This is a genomic window from Microbacterium sp. 01T413_2, assembly GCF_056398985.1.
In genome coordinates this window covers 155,836-177,022 of the sequence record NZ_JBFTQL010000001.1, presented here as the reverse complement: position 1 = coordinate 177,022, position 21,187 = coordinate 155,836, and the positions used below count along the sequence as shown (strand labels likewise).

Genomic DNA, 21,187 nt, shown 5'->3' with positions numbered 1-21,187 from the left:
GGCCTCGGGGCGCGAAGACCTCGCTCAGGACGAGGTGACGCGGTAGACGTCGTAGACGGCGTCGATCCGGCGCACCGCGTTGAGCACGCGGTCGAGGTGCACCGTGTCGCCCATCTCGAAGACGAAGCGGCTGAGCGCCAGGCGATCGTTGGTCGTCTGAACGGTGGCGGAGAGGATGTTCACGTGGTGCTCGCTGAGCACCCTGGTGACGTCGGACAGCAGACCGGAACGGTCCAGCGCCTCCACCTGGATCTGCACCAGGAACACGCTGCGCGTGGTCGGCGCCCATTCGACGTCCACCATCCGGTCCTTCTCGACCGACAGTGCCTTGACGTTCACGCAGTCGGAGCGGTGCACGGACACGCCGCTCCCCCGCGTGACGAAACCGACGATCTCGTCCCCCGGCACCGGGGTGCAGCACTTTGCGAGCTTCACCAGGATGTCGGCCGCGCCGCGCACCAGCACCCCGGAGTCGCCCTCGCGCGGAATGCGGCTGCGTCCCTGGGCGGGGATGTCGATCGCGCCGGTCGAGGTGTCCTCGGTCGTGGAGATGAGCGCGGTGACCTTCTCCAGCACGGACTGGGTGGACACGTGCCCCTCACCGACCGCGGCGTACAGCGCCGAGACGTCCTCATAGCGCAGCTGGTGCGCGACCTCGGTGAACGACTCCTGGCTCATCAGCCGCTGCAGGGGCAGGTTCTGCCGGCGCATCGCACGGGCGATGGCCTCCTTGCCCTGCTCGATCGCCTCCTCGCGGCGCTCCTTCGTGAACCAGCCGCGGATCTTGTTGCGCGCGCGCGTGCTCTTCACGAACGTCAGCCAGTCCTGGCTGGGTCCGGCGTCGGGGTTCTTCGAGGTGAACACCTCGACCACGTCACCGCTGTTCAGCGCGGTCTCCAGCGGCACGAGCCGGCCGTTGACCTTGGCGCCCATCGTGCGGTGGCCGATCTCGGTGTGCACCGCGTAGGCGAAGTCCACTGGCGTCGCACCGGAGGGAAGCCCGATCACGCGGCCCTTCGGCGTGAAGACGTAGACCTCCTTCGCGCCGATCTCGAAGCGCAGCGAGTCGAGGAACTCGCTGGGGTCGGCGGTCTCGGCCTGCCAGTCCGAGATGTGCGCGAGCCAGGTCATGTCCGCGTCGGCGGTGCCCTTGCCCGTGCCGTTCATCCGCTCCTTGTACATCCAGTGCGCGGCCACGCCGAACTCGGCCTGCTGATGCATCTCGTGCGTGCGGATCTGGATCTCCACCGTGCGGCCGCCGGGGCCGATCACCGTGGTGTGCAGCGACTGGTACAGGTTGAACTTCGGGGTGGCGATGTAGTCCTTGAACCGGCCGGGCAGCGGGGTCCATCGGGCGTGGATCGCGCCCAGCACCGCGTAGCAGTCGCGCACCGTGCCGACCAGGACCCTGATGCCGATCAGGTCGTAGATGTCGTCGAACTCGCGGCCCCGCACGACCATCTTCTGGTACACCGAGTAGAGCTGCTTGGGCCGCCCGGCGACCTTCCCGCGCACTCGCAGGTCACGCAGGTCGCTCTCGACCGCGTCGACCACTTCGTGGATGTACTTCTCGCGCTGCGGCGTGCGCTGTTTGATGAGGCTGTCGATCTCGGCGTAGATCTTCGGATGCAGCACCGCGAAGGACAGGTCCTCGAGCTCGGACTTGATCGCCTGGATTCCGAGCCGATGCGCGAGCGGGGCATAGATCTCGAGGGTCTCGGTGGCCTTCTTCGCCGCCTTCTCCGGCGGCACGAAACCCCAAGTGCGGGCGTTGTGCAGGCGGTCAGCGAGCTTGATGATGAGCACCCGGATGTCCTTCGACATCGCGACGATCATCTTGCGGACCGTCTCGGCCTGCGCGCTGTCGCCGTACTTCACCTTGTCGAGCTTGGTGACGCCGTCGACCAGCATGGCGACCTCGTCGCCGAAGGTCGCGGTCAGCTCGGTGAGCGCGTAGCCGGTGTCCTCGACGGTGTCGTGCAGCAGCGCCGCCGCGATCGCTCGCGGGCCGAGCCCGAGATCCGCGAGGATCTGCGCCACCGCGAGCGGGTGCGTGATGTACGGCTCGCCACTTTGTCGCTTCTGCCCCTGGTGCTTCTCCGCCGCGACCGCGTACGCGCGCTCGATGATCGCGAGATCGCCGCGCGGGTGGTTCTGCCGCACCGTGCGGATGAGGTTGTCGAGGTCGTTGATCCGGGGCGCGCGCGAGAAGATGCGCGGGACGAGCCTGCGCAGACTCGACCCCTGCGCCGACGCCCCAGGCGTCGTGCCGACCTCGCTCATCCGACCTCCAGGCAGATCATCCTACAAGCGCCGGGGACGGCCGGACGCATCGAGGCTCAGACCTCCACCGCGGTGGCCGTGGCGCGCTCCCGCGCCGCGAGCACGCGCTTGTCGTGCTCACGGATCGCCGGCTCGTTCTCCCGGAACAGCGAGTACAACGGCGCCGCGACGAACAGCGTCGAGTAGGCGGCGACGATGATGCCGACGAAGATCGACAGCGAGATGTCGGTGAGGGTCTGCGCGCCGAGCCAGAACGCCCCGATGAACAGGATCGCGCCGACCGGCAATGCCGCGATGACGGCCGTGTTGATCGATCTGACGAGCGTCTGGTTCACGGCGAGGTTCACGGCCTCGCCGAACGTGCGGGAGGACTTGGCGCCCTCCTCGGTCGTGTTCTCGCGGATCTTGTCGAACACGACCGTGGTGTCGTACAGCGAGTAGGCGAGGATCGTGAGGAAGCCGATCACGGCCGCCGGGGAGATCTCGAACCCGGCCAGCGCGTACACCCCGACCGTGATGATCAGCACGTCGAGCAGACCGAGGATGGACGCCGCCGACATCTTCCAGGTGCGGAAGTAGATCGCGAGGATCAGGAACGTCAGCGCGAGGAAGATCGCAAGGCCCCAGAGCGACTGGCGTGTCACGCCTTCGCCCCAGCTCGGGCCGATGAACGAGGTGTTCACCTTGTCCTCGGCGACGCCGTACGCCTTCGCGAGGGCGGCCGCCACGTCGTGGCTCTCCTGCTCGCTCTTGAGCTGGGCGGTCTGCACCCGGATGTCGCGGTTGTTGACGGTGGTCACCTTCGTGGTGACATTCGGCAGCACCGAGCGCACCGCGGTCGTCGCGATGTCCTGGTTGCGGTTCGCGGGGGCTTCGACCGTGAACTGGGATCCACCGGTGAACTCGATCGAGAACTGCACCGGACGGAACAGCGGCACCAGCGCGGAACCCACGACGAGCAGGATCGCGATGATGAACCAGAGCCGCCGCTTCCCGACGAACGGGAACGAGGTCTTGCCGGAGTAGAGGTCGTTTCCGAACTCGTTCATGGAGCGCATCAGTCGTTCTCCCCGTTCCGGCTCGCGCCCTGGGACGCTTCGGCAAGAGCCTCCGCGCGCTTTCGTTCGGCGATGGTCTGACGACGCTCCGCCTCGCCACGGGAGCGGCCGGCGCGAGCCGCCTTGCCCTGAGAGCCGGTGGCGACGGCGCGGTACTCGGTGCGTCCGCGGTAGACGGCGCCGAGCGCCTCCGGGTCCATGCCCGAGAGCGGGTGGCCGTTGCCGAAGAAGCGCGTGCGAGCGAGGATCTGCATCATCGGGTGCGTGAACACCACGAAGATCAGCACGTCGATGAGGGTGGTCAGACCCAGCGTGAACGCGAAGCCCTTCACCGTTGCGTCGGCGAGGATGTACAGCACCACGGCGGCGAGGATGTTGATCGACTTCGAGATGTAGATCGTGCGCTTGGCGCGACTCCAGCCGTCCTCCACCGCACCGGTGATGGACTTGCCGTCGCGCAGCTCATCCCTTATTCGTTCGAAGTAGACGATGAAGGAGTCGGCCGTGAATCCGATCGAGACGATCAGACCGGCGACGCCGGCGAGCGAGAGGCGGAAGCCCATCCGCCAGCCCAGGATGCAGATCAGCACGTAGGTGATGACGGCCATCACGGCGATCGACGCGATGATCACGAAACCGAGGGCCCGGTAGCTGAGCAGCGAGTAGATCGCGACGAGGCCGAGACCGATCAGGCCCGCGATGAGGCCGATCTGCAGCTGCTGGGATCCGAGCGTCGCGGAGATGGTGTCGGAGCTCTGCACCGTGAAGCTCAGCGGCAGCGCACCGAACTTGAGCTGGTCGGCGAGGCTCTTCGCCGTCTCCTGGGTGAACGAGCCGCTGATCGAAGGACGCCCGTCGAGGATCACGCCGTTCATGGACGGCGCGGAGATGACGGATCCGTCCAGCACGAACGCGAACTGATTGCGCGGCGTCTGGTTCTGCTGCGTGAACGCGTAGAGGCGCTGGCTGACCTTGCCGAACGCGTCGGTGCCCTTGCCGTCGAAGGTGAGGTTGACCTCCCACTGGGCATTCTGCTGGTTCAGGCCGGCGACGGCGTCCTTGATCGACGTGCCGTCCAGTTCCACCGGACCGAGCAGGTACTTGGCCTGGCCGCTGCTATCGCAGGCGATCAGCGGCTGGTCGGTGGGCTGCTTCGCCGCATCGCGCTTGGTCTTGCAGTCGTATGCGAGGAACTCGGCCTGCAGCTTCGGCGTCACCCACGACATGTCGCTGCCGTCGGTCGGTGACGGCGACGGCGTGGAGGCGAGATCCGGCGCGGGGGTCGGATACGGCGTCGACTTGCCGTCGTCGCCGACGAAGGACGTGGACGGCGCCGTGGCCGCCAGCACGGCACGCAACTCCATCTTCGCGCTGGCCTGAATGCGGTTGCGCGTCGCCTCGTCCGCCTTGCCGGCGATCTGGACGACGATGTTGCGGCCGCCCTCCGTGGTGATGTCCGACTCGCCGACACCCGAGGCGTCCACGCGCTGGCGGATGATCTGCGCCGCCTGATCGAGCTGCTCGGCGTTGGGATCCTTGCCGTCCGCCGTCTGCGCGCTGAGGATGATCTGCGTGCCACCCTGCAGGTCCAGTGCGAGTTGCGGCGACCAGGAGCTCTTGCCGAAGCCGTACACGCCCAGGGCGTTCAGGCCGAAGAGCACGCCGATGGCGATGAGCAGGCCGAGCAGAACCCGCCAGGCGTGCTTGACGGGAGAAGACGATGCCACGAAGGTTCTTCGCTTTCTGAGGGGGACGGTCTGTCCGGAGGGACGGTCGAGCGGCGCGCGCGGACCGCGTCAGATCTTGTCGTCGGCGTCGCGCTCCAGGCGCGCCTTGGTCTCCTCGGCCGACTCGATGCGGATGTCCTTGGCGCGCTCGTCCAGCGGGGTCTGCGCGTCGAGAGTCGTCTGCTCGTCGAGCGGCGTGTGCGCCTCATCGGCGACCGGAGCGTTCTGCTCCTCGTCCACGACCCGCAGGATCGCCTGCGAGTGCACCTCGATGACCACGCCGGGCGCGATCTCGACCTTCGCGGGACGGTCCAGGTTCTCCGGGTCGAACTCGACGATCGTGCCGTAGAGGCCGCCCTGCAGCAGCACCTTGGCTCCGGGGACGGTCTGCGTGGCCTTCTTCTCCTGCTCCTCCTTCATTCGCTTGTTGCGCTTGCGGGTCGAGAGGACCATGAAGACGAGCAGGATGGCCAGGACGAAGAACAGGCCGTACTGCGAGAAGAACGTCGCGAGATTCATGCGAGGAGGAGCCTTTCGAGGCGCGCGCCGGCGGTGGGGCGCGGAAGGGGTGGGGAAGGTGAAAGTCTCCAGCGATTATAGGTCATCGAACAACGCGGACCCCTCGGGGTGCGCGATGCCGAGATGGGCGTACGCCTCCGGCATGGCGATGCGCCCGCGGGGAGTGCGGCCGAGGAATCCGATCCGGACCAGATACGGCTCCACGACGCTCTCGATGGTGTCCGCCTCCTCTCCGACCGAGACGGCGAGTGTGCTGAGCCCTACGGGTCCCCCGCGGAAGCGGCGCACGATCGCATCCAGCACGGCGCGGTCCAGGCGATCGAGGCCGATCCGGTCCACGTCGTAGAGCTCCAGCGCCGCCCGCACGTCATCGACGGAGGCCGAGGATCCGCCACCGTGCACGAGGGCGTAGTCCCGCACGCGCCGGAGCAGTCGGTTCGCGATGCGGGGAGTGCCCCGGGAGCGCCGTCCGATCTCGGCACGCGCGATCGGGGGCACCTCCACGCCGAGGACGATCGAGGAGCGCTCCACGACCCGTTCGAGCTCCTCCGCCTCGTAGTACTCCAGGTGGGCCGTGAAGCCGAAGCGGTCGCGCAGCGGGTTCGGCAGCAGACCCGAACGCGTGGTGGCGCCGACGAGCGTGAACGGGGCGAGATCGAGCGGGATGCTCGTCGCCCCGGCACCCTTGCCGACCATGATGTCGATCCGGAAGTCCTCCATCGCGAGGTACAGCATCTCCTCGGCGGACCGTGCCATCCGATGGATCTCGTCGATGAACAGCACCTCGCCGGGCGTCAGGCTCGACAGCAGCGCGGCGAGGTCACCCGCATGCTGGATCGCCGGCCCGCTGGACATGCGCAGCGGGCGCCCGCTCTCATGCGCCACGATCATCGCCAACGTGGTCTTGCCGAGTCCCGGGGGGCCGGAGAGCAGGATGTGATCAGCCGGGCGATCCTGGATCCTCGCGGCCTCGAGAAGCAGAGTCATCTGTCCGCGCACCTTGTGCTGGCCGACGAACTCGCTCAGGCTCGCCGGCCGCAACGCTCCCTCGACGGCGAGCTCGGCCTCGTCGACGACGTCGCCGGAGTCGTGGAACTCAGCCACGAGCACTTCCGCCCTGGGCAGGACCGAGGGTGGCGAGCGTGCGCCGGAGAAGCAGCGCGACGGATCCGCGCTCGGTCTCGCTGGCCTCGGCGGCGCTGCGTTCCGCGGCGTCCGCGGCGATGCGCTCCGACCATCCCAGTCCGATCAGGGCGGCGATCAGCTGCGTTCCGATCTCGTCGGGGACGGACGCGGCGGCGGATGCGGCGACCGGCGCATGGAGCTTGCCGGTGAGCTGCACCACGATGAGCTTGGCGGTCTTCGGGCCGATGCCGGAGACCCGGCGGAAGGGCGCGTCGTCGTCAGCGGCGACCGCGCTCGCGATCTGGTCCACGGAGAGGTGCGAGAGCACCCCGAGCGCGGACTTCGGTCCCACGCCCGTCACCGACAGAAGATGACCGAACACCTCGAGCTCGGCCTGGTCTGCGAAGCCGTACAGCGACAGCGCGTCCTCCCGGACGATGAGCGACGTGTGCAGTCGGAGTTCGTGCCCGACCCTGGCGGTGTGCGCGACGTCGCCGGGCACGGCGACCCAGAAGCCGACTCCCCCGACCTCGACGACGACGGAATCCGTGCTCGCGGACAGCACGATGCCGCGCAGGGAAGAGATCATGAAAGCAGTCTACGCACGTGCTCGTATGTATGTTCGAGCGACACGCTCCGCGTCGGCCCAGGCCTTCTGCGCCGGGGTCAGGGCGTCGGATCCCGGATCCGCTCCCCCGCCGAGTCCCGCACCGCGCCAGGCATGGCAGAGCGCGATCGCGAGGGCGTCGGCGGCGTCGGCCGGCTGCGGGGGTGCGTCGAGCCTCAGGATCCGGGCGATCATCGCCTGCACCTGCTTCTTGTCGGCGGAGCCGTACCCGGTGACGGCCGCCTTCACCTCGCTCGGGGTGTGCGTGGCCGCCGGCAGCCCGTGCTCGGCGGCGATCAGCAGTGCCACGCCGCTGGCCTGCGCGGTGCCCATCACGGTGTGGCTGTTCTGCTGGGCGAAGACGCGTTCCACCGCGACCGCGTCGGGACCGTGTTCGGCGATCACCGCACGGATCCCCGCAGCGACAGCGGCAAGGCGCTCGCCGATCGGCGCATCCACGGGCGTGCGGATCACGCCCACGTGCACGAGAGTGCCGCGGCGCCTCGCATCGACGTCCACGACGCCCACACCGCAGCGCGTGAGGCCGGGGTCGATGCCCAGAACCCGCCGTACGCCCGTCATGCCTCCAGGCTAGGCGCAGCGCAGTCGGTCGGCGCCGAGGCGCGCGGCCAGCCCATCGCCGCCTGCGCGCGATCCATGAAGGCGCTCTTCGCGCGGGTGTAGTCGTCGTAATCGTCGGCGCCCGCGTGAACCGCGGCGAGGGATCGCTTCAGCCGTTCATACTCCGCCCGTCCCTCGGGATCCGCGCGCAGCCAGTCGCGGAACGAGACCACGAAGTCGGCGAACGGCGAGTCCGCGCGACGGATGTGCAGGATGAGTCCGCGCAGAGAACCGCCGTCGTCCAGGTCCCGGAAGTAGAGCAGCTTCTCGTGGCGGCGCGGGTCGGATCCGGGTCGAGGGATGTCGGCATCGACGCCGGGCGAGTCAGGCCGGGAGCCTCGCGCCCTTTGGATGCCGAGAGAGGCGAGTGCGGCGGTCGCCGCGCCCTCGTCCGGGACCGCGGGCAGAACGGCCTGGAGATCCAGAAACGGCTTCGCCGCGAGCCCCGGCACCGCGGTCGAGCCGATGTGCGCGAGGTCTGTCATGTCGATCCCGGCCCGAGTGAAGGCATCGCGTATCCGGGCGCTCCAGCCGGAAGCGAGAGATGGCCACGCCGGATCGTAGGGGACGATCTGCGGCGCGGCCATCGAAAGGGTTCCCTCGGGCTTACTCGTCGTTCTCGAGCTCGGCCTGCACCTCGGCCGTGAGGTCGAAGTTCGCGTAGACGTTCTGCACGTCGTCGCTGTCCTCGAGCGCGTCGATGAGGCGGAAGATCTTGCGCGCCGCCTCGGCGTCGATCTCGACCTTGAGGTTCGGCACGAACTCGACGTCCGCCGATTCGTACTCGATGCCCGCTTCCTGCAGCGCGGTGCGCACCGCGACCAGGTCGGATGCCTCGGTGATGATCTCGAAGCCCTGCGCGTGCGGCTCGATCTCCTCGGCCCCTGCCTCGAGCGCCGCCATCATGACGTCGTCCTCGGTGGTGTTCTCGCCGTCGACGACGATGACGCCCTTGCGGGTGAAGTTGTAGGCGACGGATCCGGGATCGGCAAGCGTGCCGCCGTTGCGGCTGAGCGCTGTGCGCACCTCGGCGGCGGCCCGGTTCTTGTTGTCGGTCAGACATTCGATCATGAGAGCGACGCCGTTCGCGCCATAGCCTTCGTACGTGATCGAGGAGTACTCGACCGACTCGCCGCCGATGCCGGCGCCGCGCTTGATGGCGCGGTCGATGTTGTCCTTCGGGACGGAGGTCTTCTTCGCCTTGAGCACGGCGTCGAACAGCGTCGGGTTGCCCGCGAGATCAGCGCCGCCGAGCTTCGCGGCGACCTCGATGTTCTTGATGAGCTTGGCCCAGGACTTCGCACGGCGCGAGTCGATGACGGCCTTCTTGTGCTTGGTGGTGGCCCACTTGGAATGCCCGGACATATCTCTCCCGCTCGAATCAGCCCCGCGGTTCGTCCCGCCAGGGCATCGTCCATTCTAGAAGATCCGCGTCGGAAGCACCGACGGCGGGGCGCAGAGCCGCGAGACTACGCTGCGACAGCAGCCCGTCGGGCCGCGACCAGCTCCAGGAACCGCGCGTGCAGCCGCGCCTCGCCGTTCATCTCGGGGTGGAAGCTCGTGCCCAGCAGGTTGCCCTGCTGCACTGCCACCACTCCGCCGTCGGGCAGCGCCGCGATCGCCGTCGCCTTCGGCCCGACCCGCGTGATGAGCGGCGCCCGGATGAACGTGGCATCCACCGGCCCTTCGATGCCTTCGATCTCCAGCTCGGTCTCGAAGGACTCGACCTGACCGCCGAAGGCGTTGCGCGCGACCGTGACGTCGAGACCGCCGAAGGTCAGCTGGCCGTCGATCGCGCCCTCGATCTCATCCGCGAGCAGGATCAGCCCTGCGCAGGTGCCGTAGACCGGCAGTCCCTCGGCGATGAGCGCCCGCAGCGGCTCGCGCAGGCCGAAGATCCGGGACAGCTTGTCGATCACGCTCGACTCACCGCCCGGGATCACCAGGCCGTCGAGCCCGTCCAGCTGCTCGGGGCGGCGGACGCGAACCGCCTCCGCCCCGAGCGAGGTGAGGATCGCGGCATGCTCGCGCACATCTCCCTGCAGCGCGAGCACGCCGATCCGCACGGCGGTCGTCACCAGCCGCGCTCCGCGAGACGGTGCGGTGCGGGCAGGTCGGACACGTTGATGCCGACCATGGCCTCGCCGAGTCCGCGCGAGACCTGGGCGATCACGGCGGGGTCGTCGTAGGCGGCGGTCGCCTTGACGATCGCGGCGGCACGAGCGGCCGGGTCGCCGGACTTGAAGATGCCGGATCCGACGAACACGCCGTCGGCGCCGAGCTGCATCATCATGGCGGCGTCAGCGGGAGTGGCCACTCCCCCGGCCACGAACATGACGACGGGCAGGGCGCCCTTCTCGGCGACCTCGGCGACGAGCTCGTACGGGGCCTGCAGCTCCTTGGCCGCCACGTACAGCTCATCCTTGGAGAGCGTGGTGAGGCGCGCGATCTCACCGCGGATCGTGCGGATGTGCTTCATCGCCTCGGAGACGTCTCCGGTGCCCGCCTCGCCCTTGGAGCGGATCATCGCCGCGCCTTCGGTGATCCGGCGCAGCGCCTCGCCGAGGTTGGTCGCGCCGCAGACGAAGGGCACGGTGAAGCCCCACTTGTCGATGTGGTTCACGTAGTCCGCGGGAGAAAGCACCTCGGACTCGTCGATGTAGTCGACACCGAGCTCCTGCAGCACCTGCGCCTCCACGAAGTGCCCGATGCGCGCCTTGGCCATGACGGGGATCGAGACGGCGGAGATGATGCCGTCGATCATGTCCGGGTCGCTCATACGCGACACGCCGCCCTGGGCGCGGATGTCGGCCGGCACGCGCTCGAGCGCCATGACGGCGACGGCTCCGGCGTCCTCCGCGATCTTCGCCTGCTCGGGGGTGACGACGTCCATGATGACGCCGCCCTTGAGCATCTCCGCAAGGCCGCGCTTGACGCGACCGGTGCCGGTGGTCGATTCGGGTGCAAGTTCTGTCATAGGACAGATAATACGCTGTCTGTCACGAACCCTGACACACAGGAGCCGGTGACCGGATCCGCTCCGTCCGGATGAGAGGATCGGAGGATGCTGAAGGTGCTCTCGATCCAGTCCGCCGTCGCGTACGGCCATGTCGGCAACTCCGCGGCCGTGTTCCCGCTGCAGCGGATCGGGGTCGAGGTGCTCCCCGTCTACACCGTGAACTTCTCCAACCACACCGGCTACGGCGCCTGGCGCGGACCGCTGATCGCCCCCGACGACGTGCGCGAGGTCATCACCGGCATCGAGGAGCGCGGCGTGCTCGGCGAGGTCGACGCGGTGCTCAGCGGCTACCAGGGCGGCGAGGGCATCGGCGACGTCATCATCGATGCCGTGGCGCGGGTCAAGGCCGCCAACCCGCAGGCGGTGTACGCGTGCGACCCGGTCATGGGCAACGCCGCGTCGGGGTGCTTCGTCGCGCCTGCGATCCCCGTGCTGCTGCGCGACAAGGTCGTGCCCGTGGCCGACATCATCACCCCGAACCAGTTCGAGCTGGGTTTCCTGACCGAGACCGAGCCCGACACGCTCGAATCGACCCTGGCCTCGGTCGACAAGGCGCGCGCCATGGGGCCGAAGACCGTTCTCGTGACGAGCGTCGCCCGACCCGATCGGGCAGAGGGCACCATCGAGATGCTCGCCGTGGACGACAAGGGCGCATGGCTGGTCGCGACTCCGCACCTGCCGATGAAGGCGAACGGATCCGGCGATGTGACCGCGGCGCTGTTCACCGCGCACTATGTCGAGACCGGCGATGCGAAGCTCGCGCTCGAGCGCACCGTGTCGAGCGTGTACGAGCTGCTCCGCCTCACGCTCGAGTCGGACGAGCGCGAGCTGCAGCTCGTGCCGGCTCAGGAGTTCTACGCGAACCCGCCGCTCCAGTTCGAAGCCCGCCGGGTGCGCTGATCGCCCCATGCCCTCGCGCGGCGCACGGCCGCCTCAGACGGGCCAGGCCGCCGCGACCGTGTTGCGCACGTCTCCGAGCAGCTGCGGCAGCGCCTTCGTCTTCGCGATGATCGGGAAGAAGTTGGCGTCGCTGTTCCAGCGCGGCACCACGTGCTGATGCAGGTGCGCATCCACGCCGGCGCCGGCGACCGCGCCCTGGTTCATGCCGATGTTGAAGCCGTCGCAGCGCGATGTCGCCTTCAGCACCCGCATCGCGGTCTGCGTGAGCGCACCGATCTCGGCGACCTCCTCCGCCGTCGCCTCGTCGTAGGTCGCGATGTGACGGTACGGGCAGACGAGCAGGTGGCCGGAGTTGTACGGGAACAGATTGAGCAGCACATAGGCGGTATGCCCGCGGGCGACGATGAGCCGCTCCTCGTCGGGGTGCTTGGGCGCCTCGCAGAACGGGCACTCCTCGCGCAGCGGCTCCGGGCCCGCCTGGATGTAGGTCATCCGGTGCGGCACCCAGAGGCGCTGGAACTCGTCGGGGACCCCGACCAGATGCGCAGCGTCCTCCAGCGGCGCGTCCCCGGCGGCGCCCCCGTCGACGGTCATGCCAGGTCGCCCGCGGTCTGGATCAGCGCGTGGCTCTCGATCGCTCGACGCACGCGCTCGACGGCCTCTGCGAGCGGCACGCCGTTCTCCTGCGTCCCGTCTCGGAACCGGAACGACACCGTGCCCGCAGCGCGGTCCTGCTCCCCCGCGATGAGGATGAGCGGGACCTTGCCCGTGGTGTGGTTGCGGATCTTCTTCTGCATACGCTCGTCGGAGTGGTCCACTTCGGCGCGCACGCCCGCCTCGCGCAGCGCCGCGACGGCGTCATCGAGATAGTCCGCGAACTCCTCCGCCACGGGCACGCCCATGACCTGCACCGGCGAGAGCCAGAGCGGGAAATCGCCCGCGTAGTGCTCGAGCAGGATCGCGAAGAACCGCTCGATCGAGCCGAACAGCGCGCGGTGGATCATGATCGGGCGCTTCTTCTGCCCGTCCTTGTCCGTGAACTCGAGTCCGAACCGCTCCGGCAGGTTGGGGTCGACCTGCACCGTGGACAGCTGCCACACGCGGCCGATCGCGTCGGTGGTCTTGAGGTCGATCTTCGGACCATAGAAGGCCGCCTCGCCGGGCACCTCGGTGAGCTTCAGACCGGAGGCCAGGGCGACGTTGCGGAGCGCGTTCGTCGAGTACTCCCAGAACTCGTCGGATCCGATCCACTTGTCCTTCTCGTCGTCACGCATCGAGAGCTCGAGCTCGAAGTCGCTGAGTCCGAAGTCGCGCAGCATGGAGAGGATGAACTCGAGGACCTTGGTGACTTCGGACTCCAGCTGCTCCGGGGTGACGAACAGGTGCGAGTCGTCCTGGGTGAAGCCGCGCACGCGGGTGAGACCGTGCAGGGCGCCGGAGAGCTCGTTGCGGTAGACGGTGCCGTTCTCGGCGAACCGCAGCGGCAGGTCGCGATAGCTGCGTGCACGCTCCTTGTAGATGAGGATGTGCATCGGGCAGTTCATGGGCTTCAGGTAGTAGTCCTGGCCCTGCTTGGTGACGTGGCCGTCCTCGTCGCGCTCCTCGTCCATCCGGATCGGCGGGAACATGCCGTCGCGGTAGGTGACGAGGTGGTTGGAGGTGAGGAAAAGATCCTCCTTGGAGATGTGCGGCGTGTAGACGTAGTTGTATCCGCCGGCGATGTGCCGGCGACGCGCGTGCTGCTCCATCTCGCCGCGGATGATGCCCCCGCGCGGATGCCAGACCGACAGGCCGGATCCGATCTCGTCGGGGAAGGAGAACAGGTCGAGTTCTTTGCCGAGGCGGCGATGGTCGCGCTTGGCCGCTTCTTCGAGGCGCTGCTGGTAGGCGCGCAGCTCGTCCTTGGTGGGCCAGGCGGTGCCGTAGATGCGCTGCAGCTGCGGGTTCTTCTCGGATCCTCGCCAGTACGCCGCGGCGATCCGGGTGAGGTCCCAGCCGTTGCCGATCATGCGGGTGTTCGGCAGATGCGGACCACGGCAGAGGTCCTTCCAGACGACCTCGCCGTCCTTGGCGACGTTGTCGTAGATGGTCAGTTCGCCCTCGCCCACCTCGACCGATGCGCCTTCGGTCTTGTCGGCGCCTGGACCCTTCAGCCCGATGAGCTCGAGCTTGAACGGCTCGTCGGCGAGCTCGGCGCGCGCCTCGTCGTCGGTCACGACCCGGCGCACGAAGCGCTGACCCTCGCGCTGGATCCGCTGCATCTCCTTCGAGATCGCCTTGACATCCTCGGGGGTGAACGGGGTGTCGACGCCGAAGTCGTAGTAGAAGCCGTCGGTGATGGGCGGACCGATGCCGAGGTTGGCCTGAGGCTTGATGCGCTGCACGGCCTGCGCGAGCACGTGCGCCGTCGAGTGGCGCAGGATCGCGAGCCCCTCGGGGCTGTCGATGGTGATGGGCTGGACGTCGTCGTCCTCGTTCACGAGGGCGGCGAGGTCCTTCTGCTGCCCGTTCACGAGCATGGCGACGACGGAGCGGTCGCTGAAAGGTCCGTTCGCGCCGTAGAGCGCGAAACCGTCGCAGGGATAGGACGGCAGTTCGGGGGCGGACGCCGCGGCTTCAGACGGCACAGGATTCTCAGACAAAGGAAGTTCTCCAGTTTGGCGATGGTCTCGGCTCAGCTTCGGACGCGAAGGCGCCCTGCCCGCTCAGGCCCTGAGAGTTCGCGTGCCGGTGACCGCGATCACAGTCGCGTGCGTCACCCGGGCGAAGTCCATAGGAGAATCCTACGCCGCCCCGTGCGGCCGGCCGGTCACGGCCCGACCCAGCGCCTCGTCCAGATGCCGCTGCGCGAGCCGCCAGCCGCCGGCCTCGTAGGCGACCACGACGAGCACCGGCCCGGCCAGCACCACGAGCAGGCAGACCCACAGCGGGAGCCCGCCGAAGGCCAGCACGATGCCGAGGAGCGGCAGGATCATCGCGATCGCGTGCAGCAGCAGGCCCCGCATGAGCGAGTGCACCAGATAGGAGTGCAGCAGCGCGACCGACACCATGAAGACGATCACGGGGATCGCGATCATCAGGATGACGACGGGCGTGGCGAGCGGATCCTCATGCCGGTACGCGAACCCGATCGCGTGCAGTCCGGCGCCGACGGCGGCGACGCTCGCGAAGATGAAGGCATGCCCGTAGCCCCATACGAAGGACCGGCTCCGGTGCACGGCGAGGATCGGGCCGGACGGCATCACGGTGTACGACCACCACAGGGCGAAGGTCATCGCGACACCGGCGCCGATCACGACCACCGTGTCTCCGGACCACCCCTTCTCGTGCGAGACCTCCTGCGCGGCAGCGAGGGTGCCGATGACCGTTTCGCCCAGCGCGATGATCGTCAGGAGCGAGTAACGCTCCGCGATGTGGTGTGCGTGCCAGGGCGTTCCCCTGCGCTCGCCGTCGCCCTTGCGCTCGGCGACGACGGGGCCGCCCAGTTCGATCAGCCAGCACACCGCTGCGGCCGCGAAGGCGGCGCCGAGGGGCAGCGGCGCCCAGGCCACGATGACCCAGCCGATCTGCGCGACGGCGACGAACAGCACATAGGTGAGGGCGTGCCGGCGGTAGGCGGGTTCGCGCGAGGCGCGCAGCCACTGTGCGAGCAGCCCCACCCTCATGACGATGTAGCCGGAGACCATGACGCGGTTGTCGAAGGCGCCGTGCTCCTCGAGCGACGCGAACATGGCCGGCAGGCCGATCGCGAGCACGATGACGCCCGCCATCTGCACCATCGTGAACACGCGGAACAGCCAGTCGTCCGTGTCGAACGCCGACGCGAACCAAGAGAAGTTGATCCACGCCCAGATGATCGCGGCGACCGCGAAGGCGAACGCTCCGACCGCTGCGCCACCGTATCCGGCTGCGACGCCCTCCACCAGTTGTGTACTGGCGACCCCGAACGCGGCGGCGAAGACCAAGTCGTACAAGAGCTCCAGCGGCGTGGCCGCTCTGTGCTGCTCATGCAGCGACCGCCCGCGCATCGGGCTCAGCCTATGCCGGTATCTTTCGACGGCGTTCGTCATGCTCTCCCCGATCCCCTCGGACTTCCAGTCCCCTTGGATATGCAGCGTCCAACCTAGCGCGAGCCCGGATCCACCCGACTCCGACGGCGTTCGATGAGCGCGAGCGCGGCGGCGACGGCCTTGATGACCGGAATCTCGCCGAACCGATAGTCGTCCGCGCGGATGAGTCTGGCGGCCAGATCCGGCCGGCGCTCGCCCAGCAGTCCCCTGGCCCGTTCGGCGTGCAGCGCGTTCGAGACGACGGCGATCTCCTCCGCCCCCTCGAGCAGAGGGATCGAGTTGCGGATGTTCTCCTCGGTCGAGTGGCTCTCCGTCTCCAGGAGGACCCTTCCTGGGCATCCCCTCTCGGCGGCGTACCGGGCCAGGATCCGCGCTTCCGGCTCCGGACCCCGCACTGCGCCGCCGGAGAAGATCAGCACGTCATCGGCGCTTCGCAACGTGCGAAGGCCGGCGCGCACGCGGTAGCGGTTCACGGCGTTGGCCCGAGGTCCGCGATTGCCGAAACCCAGCACCAGCACGGCACGGCGCGTGCCGGGGCGACCTTGCTCGAGACCCCGCGCGCTCGCGTGCGCCGAGACCACCTCGCCCCACAGTAAGAATGCGAACCCCGCCGCGGCTGTGCCGGCCGGCAGCATCAGGAGCAGCGACTTCCGCATGCGCCCCAGGTTAGACAGCCGAGGAGCAGTGTGCGCTCCGGCTCGCCTCGGAAACGACAAAACCCCCGGAAGACCGGGGGTTTCTGTTGTGCGCGATACTGGGATCGAACCAGTGACCTCTTCCGTGTCAGGGAAGCGCGCTACCGCTGCGCCAATCGCGCCTGTTCAGGCTATTCAGTTTTTGAGAAGCGAGGTGGCGACGGGATTCGAACCCGTGTAAACGGCTTTGCAGGCCGGTGCCTAGCCTCTCGGCCACGCCACCATGTGGATTCGAACCCACATGCGGAAGCCCCCGAAGGGGCTCCTGCACTGGAGCGGATGACGAGACTCGAACTCGCGACCCCAACCTTGGCAAGGTTGTGCGCTACCAACTGCGCTACATCCGCGTTTTGTGTTTCCCCGGTGTCCCGGGCACTTGAAATACATTAGCCGAGGTTTGAGGCTTCGCCAAACCGGGGCCCGTTCTCGGGCGTGTCCGGCGGGATCCCGGAGGGGCGACGGCAACCGGGCGTCCTCCGGGATCGGCCTGTCTCGACCTCGACTCAGTCGACGAGCGCCCCTGCCGACAGATTCGCGATCGCACCCGTCATCGAGGACGCGCGGTCGGATGCGGCGAACGCCAGATACTCGGCCACCTCGTCCAGCACCGGCAGCCGGCCGAGCAGTGTCGTACCGACGAGGCCACCGACCCAGTCCCCCATCGGGATCCCTCCCGCCGCCGCGATACGTCCGAACATCTCCCGCGTGTAGGACGTCTCCATCGCATCGGAGATGGCGTGCGGGCGCACGCACACGACCCGCACGCCCGCGGGTCCGAGCTCACCCGCCAGCGCGCGCGAGAATCCCTCGAGCCCCGCGGACTGCGCCGCGTTGCCGATCAGCCCGCGTCCCGTGAGGCGGGCGCCCGGCGTGGAGATCGTCAGGATCACTCCACCGCCCTGCGCGATCATGTGGCGCGACACGGCCTTGGCCGTCACGAAGTTGGTCTGCAGGTAGCCCACGACGGGGCGCAGATAGTCCTCCAGCGATGTCTCGCCGATGGGCAGGCCCTGCACGTGGTCGAAGCCGACAGCGTTGAGCGCGACGTCGATGCGCCCGGCCTCCGCGACGACGTCATCGGCATGGCGGTCGACGGCGGCCTGGTCCATCGCATCGACGACGGTGACGGAGACCTCTCCCCCCTCGTCCCTGGCCGCGACTGCCGCGGCCTCGAGGCGAGGGAGCGACCGACCGGTCAGGAAGAGCCTCGCTCCCTCACGGGCGAACACTCGCGCGGCCGCCGCGCCGATCGACCCGCCACCGCCGTGGATCACTGCGACCTTGTTCTCGAGCAGCATGATGCCGCCTCCTCTCCTGTCGTGTTGTGCAACTTCAGGATTGCACAATGCGACAGGGTACTGCAACCATAGAATTGCAGTAAGCGGATCTACAGTCCCTCGGCGATCTCCTTGATCGCGGCCAGCCGGTCTTCCCATTGCCGCCCGATCGCATCGAGCCGTCGCGCAGTCGCACTGAGCTCCGCACCGACGACGCGGTATCGGACCTCGCGCCCCACGCGGACGGGCTCGACCAGACCGACCTCCGCGAGAACAGTCAGGTGCTTGGCGATGGCCTGCCGCGACACGGGGAACCGCTCGGCAAGAGCGGACGCCGACGCGTCGCCTTCGCCGAGCGCGGCGAGAATGCTCCATCGCGTCTCGTCACCGAGCGCGGCGAAGACGGGAACGAGGGTCGATGTCATGCGACACCCCCGAACAGGGCGATGAGCTTGTCGAGCTCGGCATCCCACCCGCGACGATGGCTGTCGATGTTCGCCAGCGGATCCGAGGTTTTCTCGAACCCCGACTCCACGACGGTGAGTCGCGTGCCTTCTCCCTCGGGGGCGAGGGTGAAGCGAAAGACGGTCGAGTTCTCCTCATCGAGCTCGACCGGCAGCCGGTCGAGGGCGTTGTCATTGCTCCAGCGGTAGGTCACCGATCGAGGCGCGTCGATCGCCTCAACCCGGATCGGGACGGCACCATGCCCGTCGAACGTCATCGTCCCGACACCTGCTCTGTCGAGAACGGTGCGCCCGAACCAGAGCGAGAGATGCTCCGGTTCGGTGATCGCGCGCCACACCTTCTCCGCGGGCGCAGCGATCGAGATGCTTCGAGTGACGGTGAAGGCCCTGTCGTCCGCGATCGACGCCTCATTGCGTGTCGTACTCGCCATAGACGCGCCTCCCGTGGCCCTCCGGAGAGCCTGCGATACCCTCCTGCAACCCAGAGGTTACACCAGGAGTGTGGATCCGATCACGATGCCGGGTCCGCCGTGCGAGTCGACAAGCACCGGAACGACGAAAGCCCCTGGGGCTCCCAGGGGCTTTCTATGGTGGGCGATGCCGGACTCGAACCGACGACCTCTTCCGTGTGAAGGAAGCGCGCTACCAACTGCGCCAATCGCCCATCTGTGGTTTTCGCGTGCCCGGAGGCACAGGTAAAGAGCATACCGGATCCGACGAGCACACGAGGACAGCGCCGGTCGGCCGGGCGTGGCGCACCGACCCCGGTCCCCGATGTCGGAGGGCCCGGATACCGTCGGCCTCGTGAGCAGCACAGACGTGATCGAAGAGCTGGACGAGATGCAGCGGCGTGCCGTCGAGTATGGCGAGGGACCGCTCGTCGTCGCCACCGGCGCGGGGACCGGCAAGACGCGCGTGCTCACCAGCAGGGTGGCACGGCTGATCGATACGGGCGTGCCCCCGGAGCGGATCCTGCTTCTCACGTTCACCCGGCGCGCAGCCGGCGCGATGACCGCGCGTGCGGCGGCGATGGTCGGCGACACGGCGCTCGCCCAGCGCATCGCGGGAGGGACGTTCCACGCCGTGGCGCACCGCGTCGTCGCCGAGTACGCGCAGCATCTGGGCCTGGTGGACGTCTCTGTGCTGGCCCCCGATGACGTCGTCGACCTGATCGATCTGCTGCGTAGCGAGCACGGGCTGGACGGCACCGACCGGCGGATGCCTACGAGCAGGGCGATGGCCGACATCGCCTCCCGCGCCGTGAGCCTGGAGAAGCAGGGACGCGAGGTGATATCCGAGCAGTTCCCCTGGGCGCTCGGACACGCCGACGAGATCATGGGGCTGCTCCGCGCCTATGCGCAGCGGAAGCGCGCCCGCGGCCTTCTCGACCTCGACGACCTCCTGGTGGCGTGGCGCGCGCTCGTCCGCGACTCCCATGTGGGTGCGAGGCTGCGCACGCGCTGGGACTGGGTGCTCGTGGACGAATACCAGGACGTGAACCGCGTGCAGGCGGACATCGTGCACGGACTCGCTCCCGACGGGCGCGGCCTGACCGTCGTGGGTGACGATGCCCAGGCGATCTACGGCTTCCGCGGCGCCGGGGCCGGCCAGCTCCAGGAGGTGCTCGAGCGTCATCCCGACGCCGAGCTCATTCGCCTCGAGCGGAACTTCCGCTCGACGCAGCCGATCCTCGACCTCGCGAACGCCGCCCGGCCGGAGGACTTCCCGATCCGGCTCGTCGCGGATCGTGCGGGAACCGCGCCGCGCCCCGAACTCGTCCGATGCGAGAACGCCGACGACGAGGCCCGCGCCGTCGCAGATCGGATCCTGGCCGCCCATGCCGACGGGGTGCCCTTGCGGGAGCAGGCCGCGCTGATGCGCACCGGATCGCACAGTGCGATGCTCGAGGTCGAGCTCAAGGTCCGCGACATCCCGTTCGTCAAGTTCGGGGGCATCGGCTACCTCGAGACCGCCCACGTCCGAGACCTGCTCGCGGCATTCCGTGTGGTGCTCAATCCGGGCGACGAAATCGCGTGGTACCGCCTGCTCACCCGGCACCGCGGCCTCGGCAAGGTGAGCGCGCGGCGGCTCGCAGGCATCCTCGCGGATCAGGGCATCGCAGGAGGGTCCGAGGCGATCGCCGCCGCACCCCCGACCGCCCGCGTCGGGCTCGCGACCACGCTCTCACTGCTCGGCGTCGTCGATGCCCAGTCCCCCGTGCCGGATCTGGTGGAGGCCTGCCATGACGCCGTCTCGGCGCTGCTGGAGCAGCACTACCCCGACTGGCAGCGCAGAGCGTCCGATGTCCAGGAGATCGCCGAAGCCGCGGGGCGTCAGAGCGACCTCCGCACGTTCGTCGGCGAGCAGGCGATCGATCCGGTGACGCGGGCAGGAGACTGGGCCGCGCAGCCGCATCTGGACGAGGACTGGGTGACGCTTTCCACGATCCACTCGGCCAAGGGCCTGGAGTGGTCGCACGTGCACCTGCTTCGCGCCACGGACGGCGCGATGCCATCGGACATGGCCCTCACTTCGCCCGCCGGCCTGGAGGAGGAGCGGCGCCTGTTCTACGTCGGGCTCACCCGCGCACGCGACACGTTGAGCGTCTATGCACCGGCGACGCTGCCGACGCACCCGACGGCGTTCACCGCACGGCATGTGCAGGCCAAGCCGAGCAGATTCCTGACGAGTGCGGCGCTCTCATTCATGACGGTGCTCGATTCGAGGATCCCCGAGCCGGGTCCGACGGCGGCCGCTCCCGGTCCCCGCGTGAGTCTGGGAGAGCTGGACGCCCTGTTCGCGTGACGCCCGGGGCGCGGCTG

Annotated in this window: 20 protein-coding genes and 4 tRNA genes; 2 read left to right on the top strand and 22 right to left on the bottom strand. The window is 68.5% G+C overall.

Going from position 1 to position 21,187, the window contains the following annotated elements; genetic code table 11:
* Nucleotides 1–24: 24 nt before the first annotated feature.
* The 11 genes from AC1DMN_RS00865 to pdxS form a co-directional block, all read right to left on the bottom strand.
* On the bottom strand, nt 25–2,283 hold the full coding sequence (locus tag AC1DMN_RS00865) for a RelA/SpoT family protein (protein WP_440731800.1): 2,259 nt from the start codon (nt 2,281–2,283) through the stop codon (nt 25–27).
* 56 nt (nt 2,284–2,339) lie between these two features.
* On the bottom strand, nt 2,340–3,341 hold the full coding sequence (gene secF, locus AC1DMN_RS00860) for a protein translocase subunit SecF (protein WP_441975943.1): 1,002 nt from the start codon (nt 3,339–3,341) through the stop codon (nt 2,340–2,342).
* The gene (gene secD, locus AC1DMN_RS00855) at nt 3,341–5,068 is read right to left on the bottom strand and encodes a protein translocase subunit SecD (RefSeq protein WP_440731802.1); all 1,728 of its coding nucleotides are present in this window, start codon (nt 5,066–5,068) and stop codon (nt 3,341–3,343) included. The genes secF and secD overlap by 1 nt, the downstream gene beginning before the upstream one ends.
* Before the next feature lie 69 nt (nt 5,069–5,137).
* Nucleotides 5,138–5,587, bottom strand: a complete 450-nt coding sequence (locus AC1DMN_RS00850) for a preprotein translocase subunit YajC (protein ID WP_477229071.1) — start codon at nt 5,585–5,587, stop codon at nt 5,138–5,140.
* A gap of 75 nt (nt 5,588–5,662) precedes the next feature.
* Nucleotides 5,663–6,691: a Holliday junction branch migration DNA helicase RuvB gene (gene ruvB, locus AC1DMN_RS00845; RefSeq protein ID WP_477229070.1), complete on the bottom strand. Its 1,029-nt coding sequence runs from the start codon at nt 6,689–6,691 to the stop codon at nt 5,663–5,665.
* Entirely contained in the window at nt 6,684–7,301 is a 618-nt protein-coding gene (gene ruvA / locus AC1DMN_RS00840) for a Holliday junction branch migration protein RuvA (protein WP_440731805.1), read from the bottom strand. The genes ruvB and ruvA overlap by 8 nt, the downstream gene beginning before the upstream one ends.
* A gap of 9 nt (nt 7,302–7,310) precedes the next feature.
* On the bottom strand, nt 7,311–7,901 hold the full coding sequence (ruvC, locus tag AC1DMN_RS00835; RefSeq protein ID WP_441975947.1) for a crossover junction endodeoxyribonuclease RuvC: 591 nt from the start codon (nt 7,899–7,901) through the stop codon (nt 7,311–7,313).
* On the bottom strand, nt 7,898–8,527 hold the full coding sequence (locus AC1DMN_RS00830; RefSeq protein ID WP_441975948.1) for a GrpB family protein: 630 nt from the start codon (nt 8,525–8,527) through the stop codon (nt 7,898–7,900). The genes ruvC and AC1DMN_RS00830 overlap by 4 nt, the downstream gene beginning before the upstream one ends.
* Before the next feature lie 19 nt (nt 8,528–8,546).
* On the bottom strand, nt 8,547–9,305 hold the full coding sequence (locus AC1DMN_RS00825) for a YebC/PmpR family DNA-binding transcriptional regulator (protein WP_440731808.1): 759 nt from the start codon (nt 9,303–9,305) through the stop codon (nt 8,547–8,549).
* Between the two features lie 104 nt (nt 9,306–9,409).
* The gene (pdxT, locus tag AC1DMN_RS00820) at nt 9,410–10,021 is read right to left on the bottom strand and encodes a pyridoxal 5'-phosphate synthase glutaminase subunit PdxT (RefSeq protein ID WP_440732432.1); all 612 of its coding nucleotides are present in this window, start codon (nt 10,019–10,021) and stop codon (nt 9,410–9,412) included.
* On the bottom strand, nt 10,015–10,917 hold the full coding sequence (gene pdxS / locus AC1DMN_RS00815) for a pyridoxal 5'-phosphate synthase lyase subunit PdxS (RefSeq protein WP_400965798.1): 903 nt from the start codon (nt 10,915–10,917) through the stop codon (nt 10,015–10,017). The genes pdxT and pdxS overlap by 7 nt, the downstream gene beginning before the upstream one ends.
* A 90-nt stretch (nt 10,918–11,007) precedes the next feature.
* Between pdxS and pdxY the strand changes: the two genes are divergently transcribed.
* Nucleotides 11,008–11,859 (top strand): pyridoxal kinase PdxY, encoded by an 852-nt coding sequence (pdxY, locus tag AC1DMN_RS00810; RefSeq protein WP_477229330.1) that lies wholly within the window; start codon nt 11,008–11,010, stop codon nt 11,857–11,859.
* 33 nt (nt 11,860–11,892) lie between these two features.
* On the opposite strand, the gene AC1DMN_RS00805 is transcribed toward pdxY, so the two are convergent.
* From AC1DMN_RS00805 to AC1DMN_RS00755, 11 genes are all read right to left on the bottom strand, one after another.
* Nucleotides 11,893–12,453 (bottom strand): HIT family protein, encoded by a 561-nt coding sequence (locus AC1DMN_RS00805; protein ID WP_477229069.1) that lies wholly within the window; start codon nt 12,451–12,453, stop codon nt 11,893–11,895.
* A complete protein-coding gene (gene thrS, locus AC1DMN_RS00800) occupies nt 12,450–14,378 on the bottom strand; it encodes a threonine--tRNA ligase (protein WP_477229329.1) in 1,929 nt (642 codons plus the stop codon). The genes AC1DMN_RS00805 and thrS overlap by 4 nt, the downstream gene beginning before the upstream one ends.
* Nucleotides 14,379–14,642: 264 nt before the next feature.
* On the bottom strand, nt 14,643–15,887 hold the full coding sequence (locus AC1DMN_RS00795) for a low temperature requirement protein A (RefSeq protein ID WP_477229068.1): 1,245 nt from the start codon (nt 15,885–15,887) through the stop codon (nt 14,643–14,645).
* Between the two features lie 95 nt (nt 15,888–15,982).
* On the bottom strand, nt 15,983–16,585 hold the full coding sequence (locus AC1DMN_RS00790; protein ID WP_477229067.1) for a YdcF family protein: 603 nt from the start codon (nt 16,583–16,585) through the stop codon (nt 15,983–15,985).
* 89 nt (nt 16,586–16,674) lie between these two features.
* Nucleotides 16,675–16,746 (bottom strand) — tRNA-Val (locus tag AC1DMN_RS00785).
* A 30-nt stretch (nt 16,747–16,776) separates the two neighbouring features.
* Nucleotides 16,777–16,847, bottom strand: a tRNA-Cys gene (locus tag AC1DMN_RS00780).
* Nucleotides 16,848–16,895: 48 nt separating this feature from the next.
* Nucleotides 16,896–16,971, bottom strand: a tRNA-Gly gene (locus AC1DMN_RS00775).
* 156 nt (nt 16,972–17,127) lie between these two features.
* Nucleotides 17,128–17,922, bottom strand: coding sequence for an SDR family NAD(P)-dependent oxidoreductase (locus AC1DMN_RS00770; protein ID WP_477229066.1), 795 nt, complete (start codon nt 17,920–17,922; stop codon nt 17,128–17,130).
* An 89-nt stretch (nt 17,923–18,011) separates the two neighbouring features.
* Nucleotides 18,012–18,326 carry an ArsR/SmtB family transcription factor gene (locus AC1DMN_RS00765; protein ID WP_477229065.1) on the bottom strand — a complete coding sequence of 105 codons (315 nt, stop codon included), beginning with the start codon at nt 18,324–18,326 and terminating at the stop codon, nt 18,012–18,014.
* Nucleotides 18,323–18,796 carry an SRPBCC domain-containing protein gene (locus tag AC1DMN_RS00760; protein ID WP_477229064.1) on the bottom strand — a complete coding sequence of 158 codons (474 nt, stop codon included), beginning with the start codon at nt 18,794–18,796 and terminating at the stop codon, nt 18,323–18,325. Before AC1DMN_RS00760 ends, AC1DMN_RS00765 begins: the two co-directional genes overlap by 4 nt.
* Before the next feature lie 157 nt (nt 18,797–18,953).
* Nucleotides 18,954–19,029: transfer RNA gene (locus AC1DMN_RS00755), tRNA-Val, on the bottom strand.
* 140 nt (nt 19,030–19,169) lie between these two features.
* On the opposite strand from AC1DMN_RS00755, the gene AC1DMN_RS00750 reads away from it, so the two are divergent.
* Nucleotides 19,170–21,170: an ATP-dependent helicase gene (locus AC1DMN_RS00750; RefSeq protein ID WP_477229063.1), complete on the top strand. Its 2,001-nt coding sequence runs from the start codon at nt 19,170–19,172 to the stop codon at nt 21,168–21,170.
* Nucleotides 21,171–21,187 lie beyond the last annotated feature (17 nt).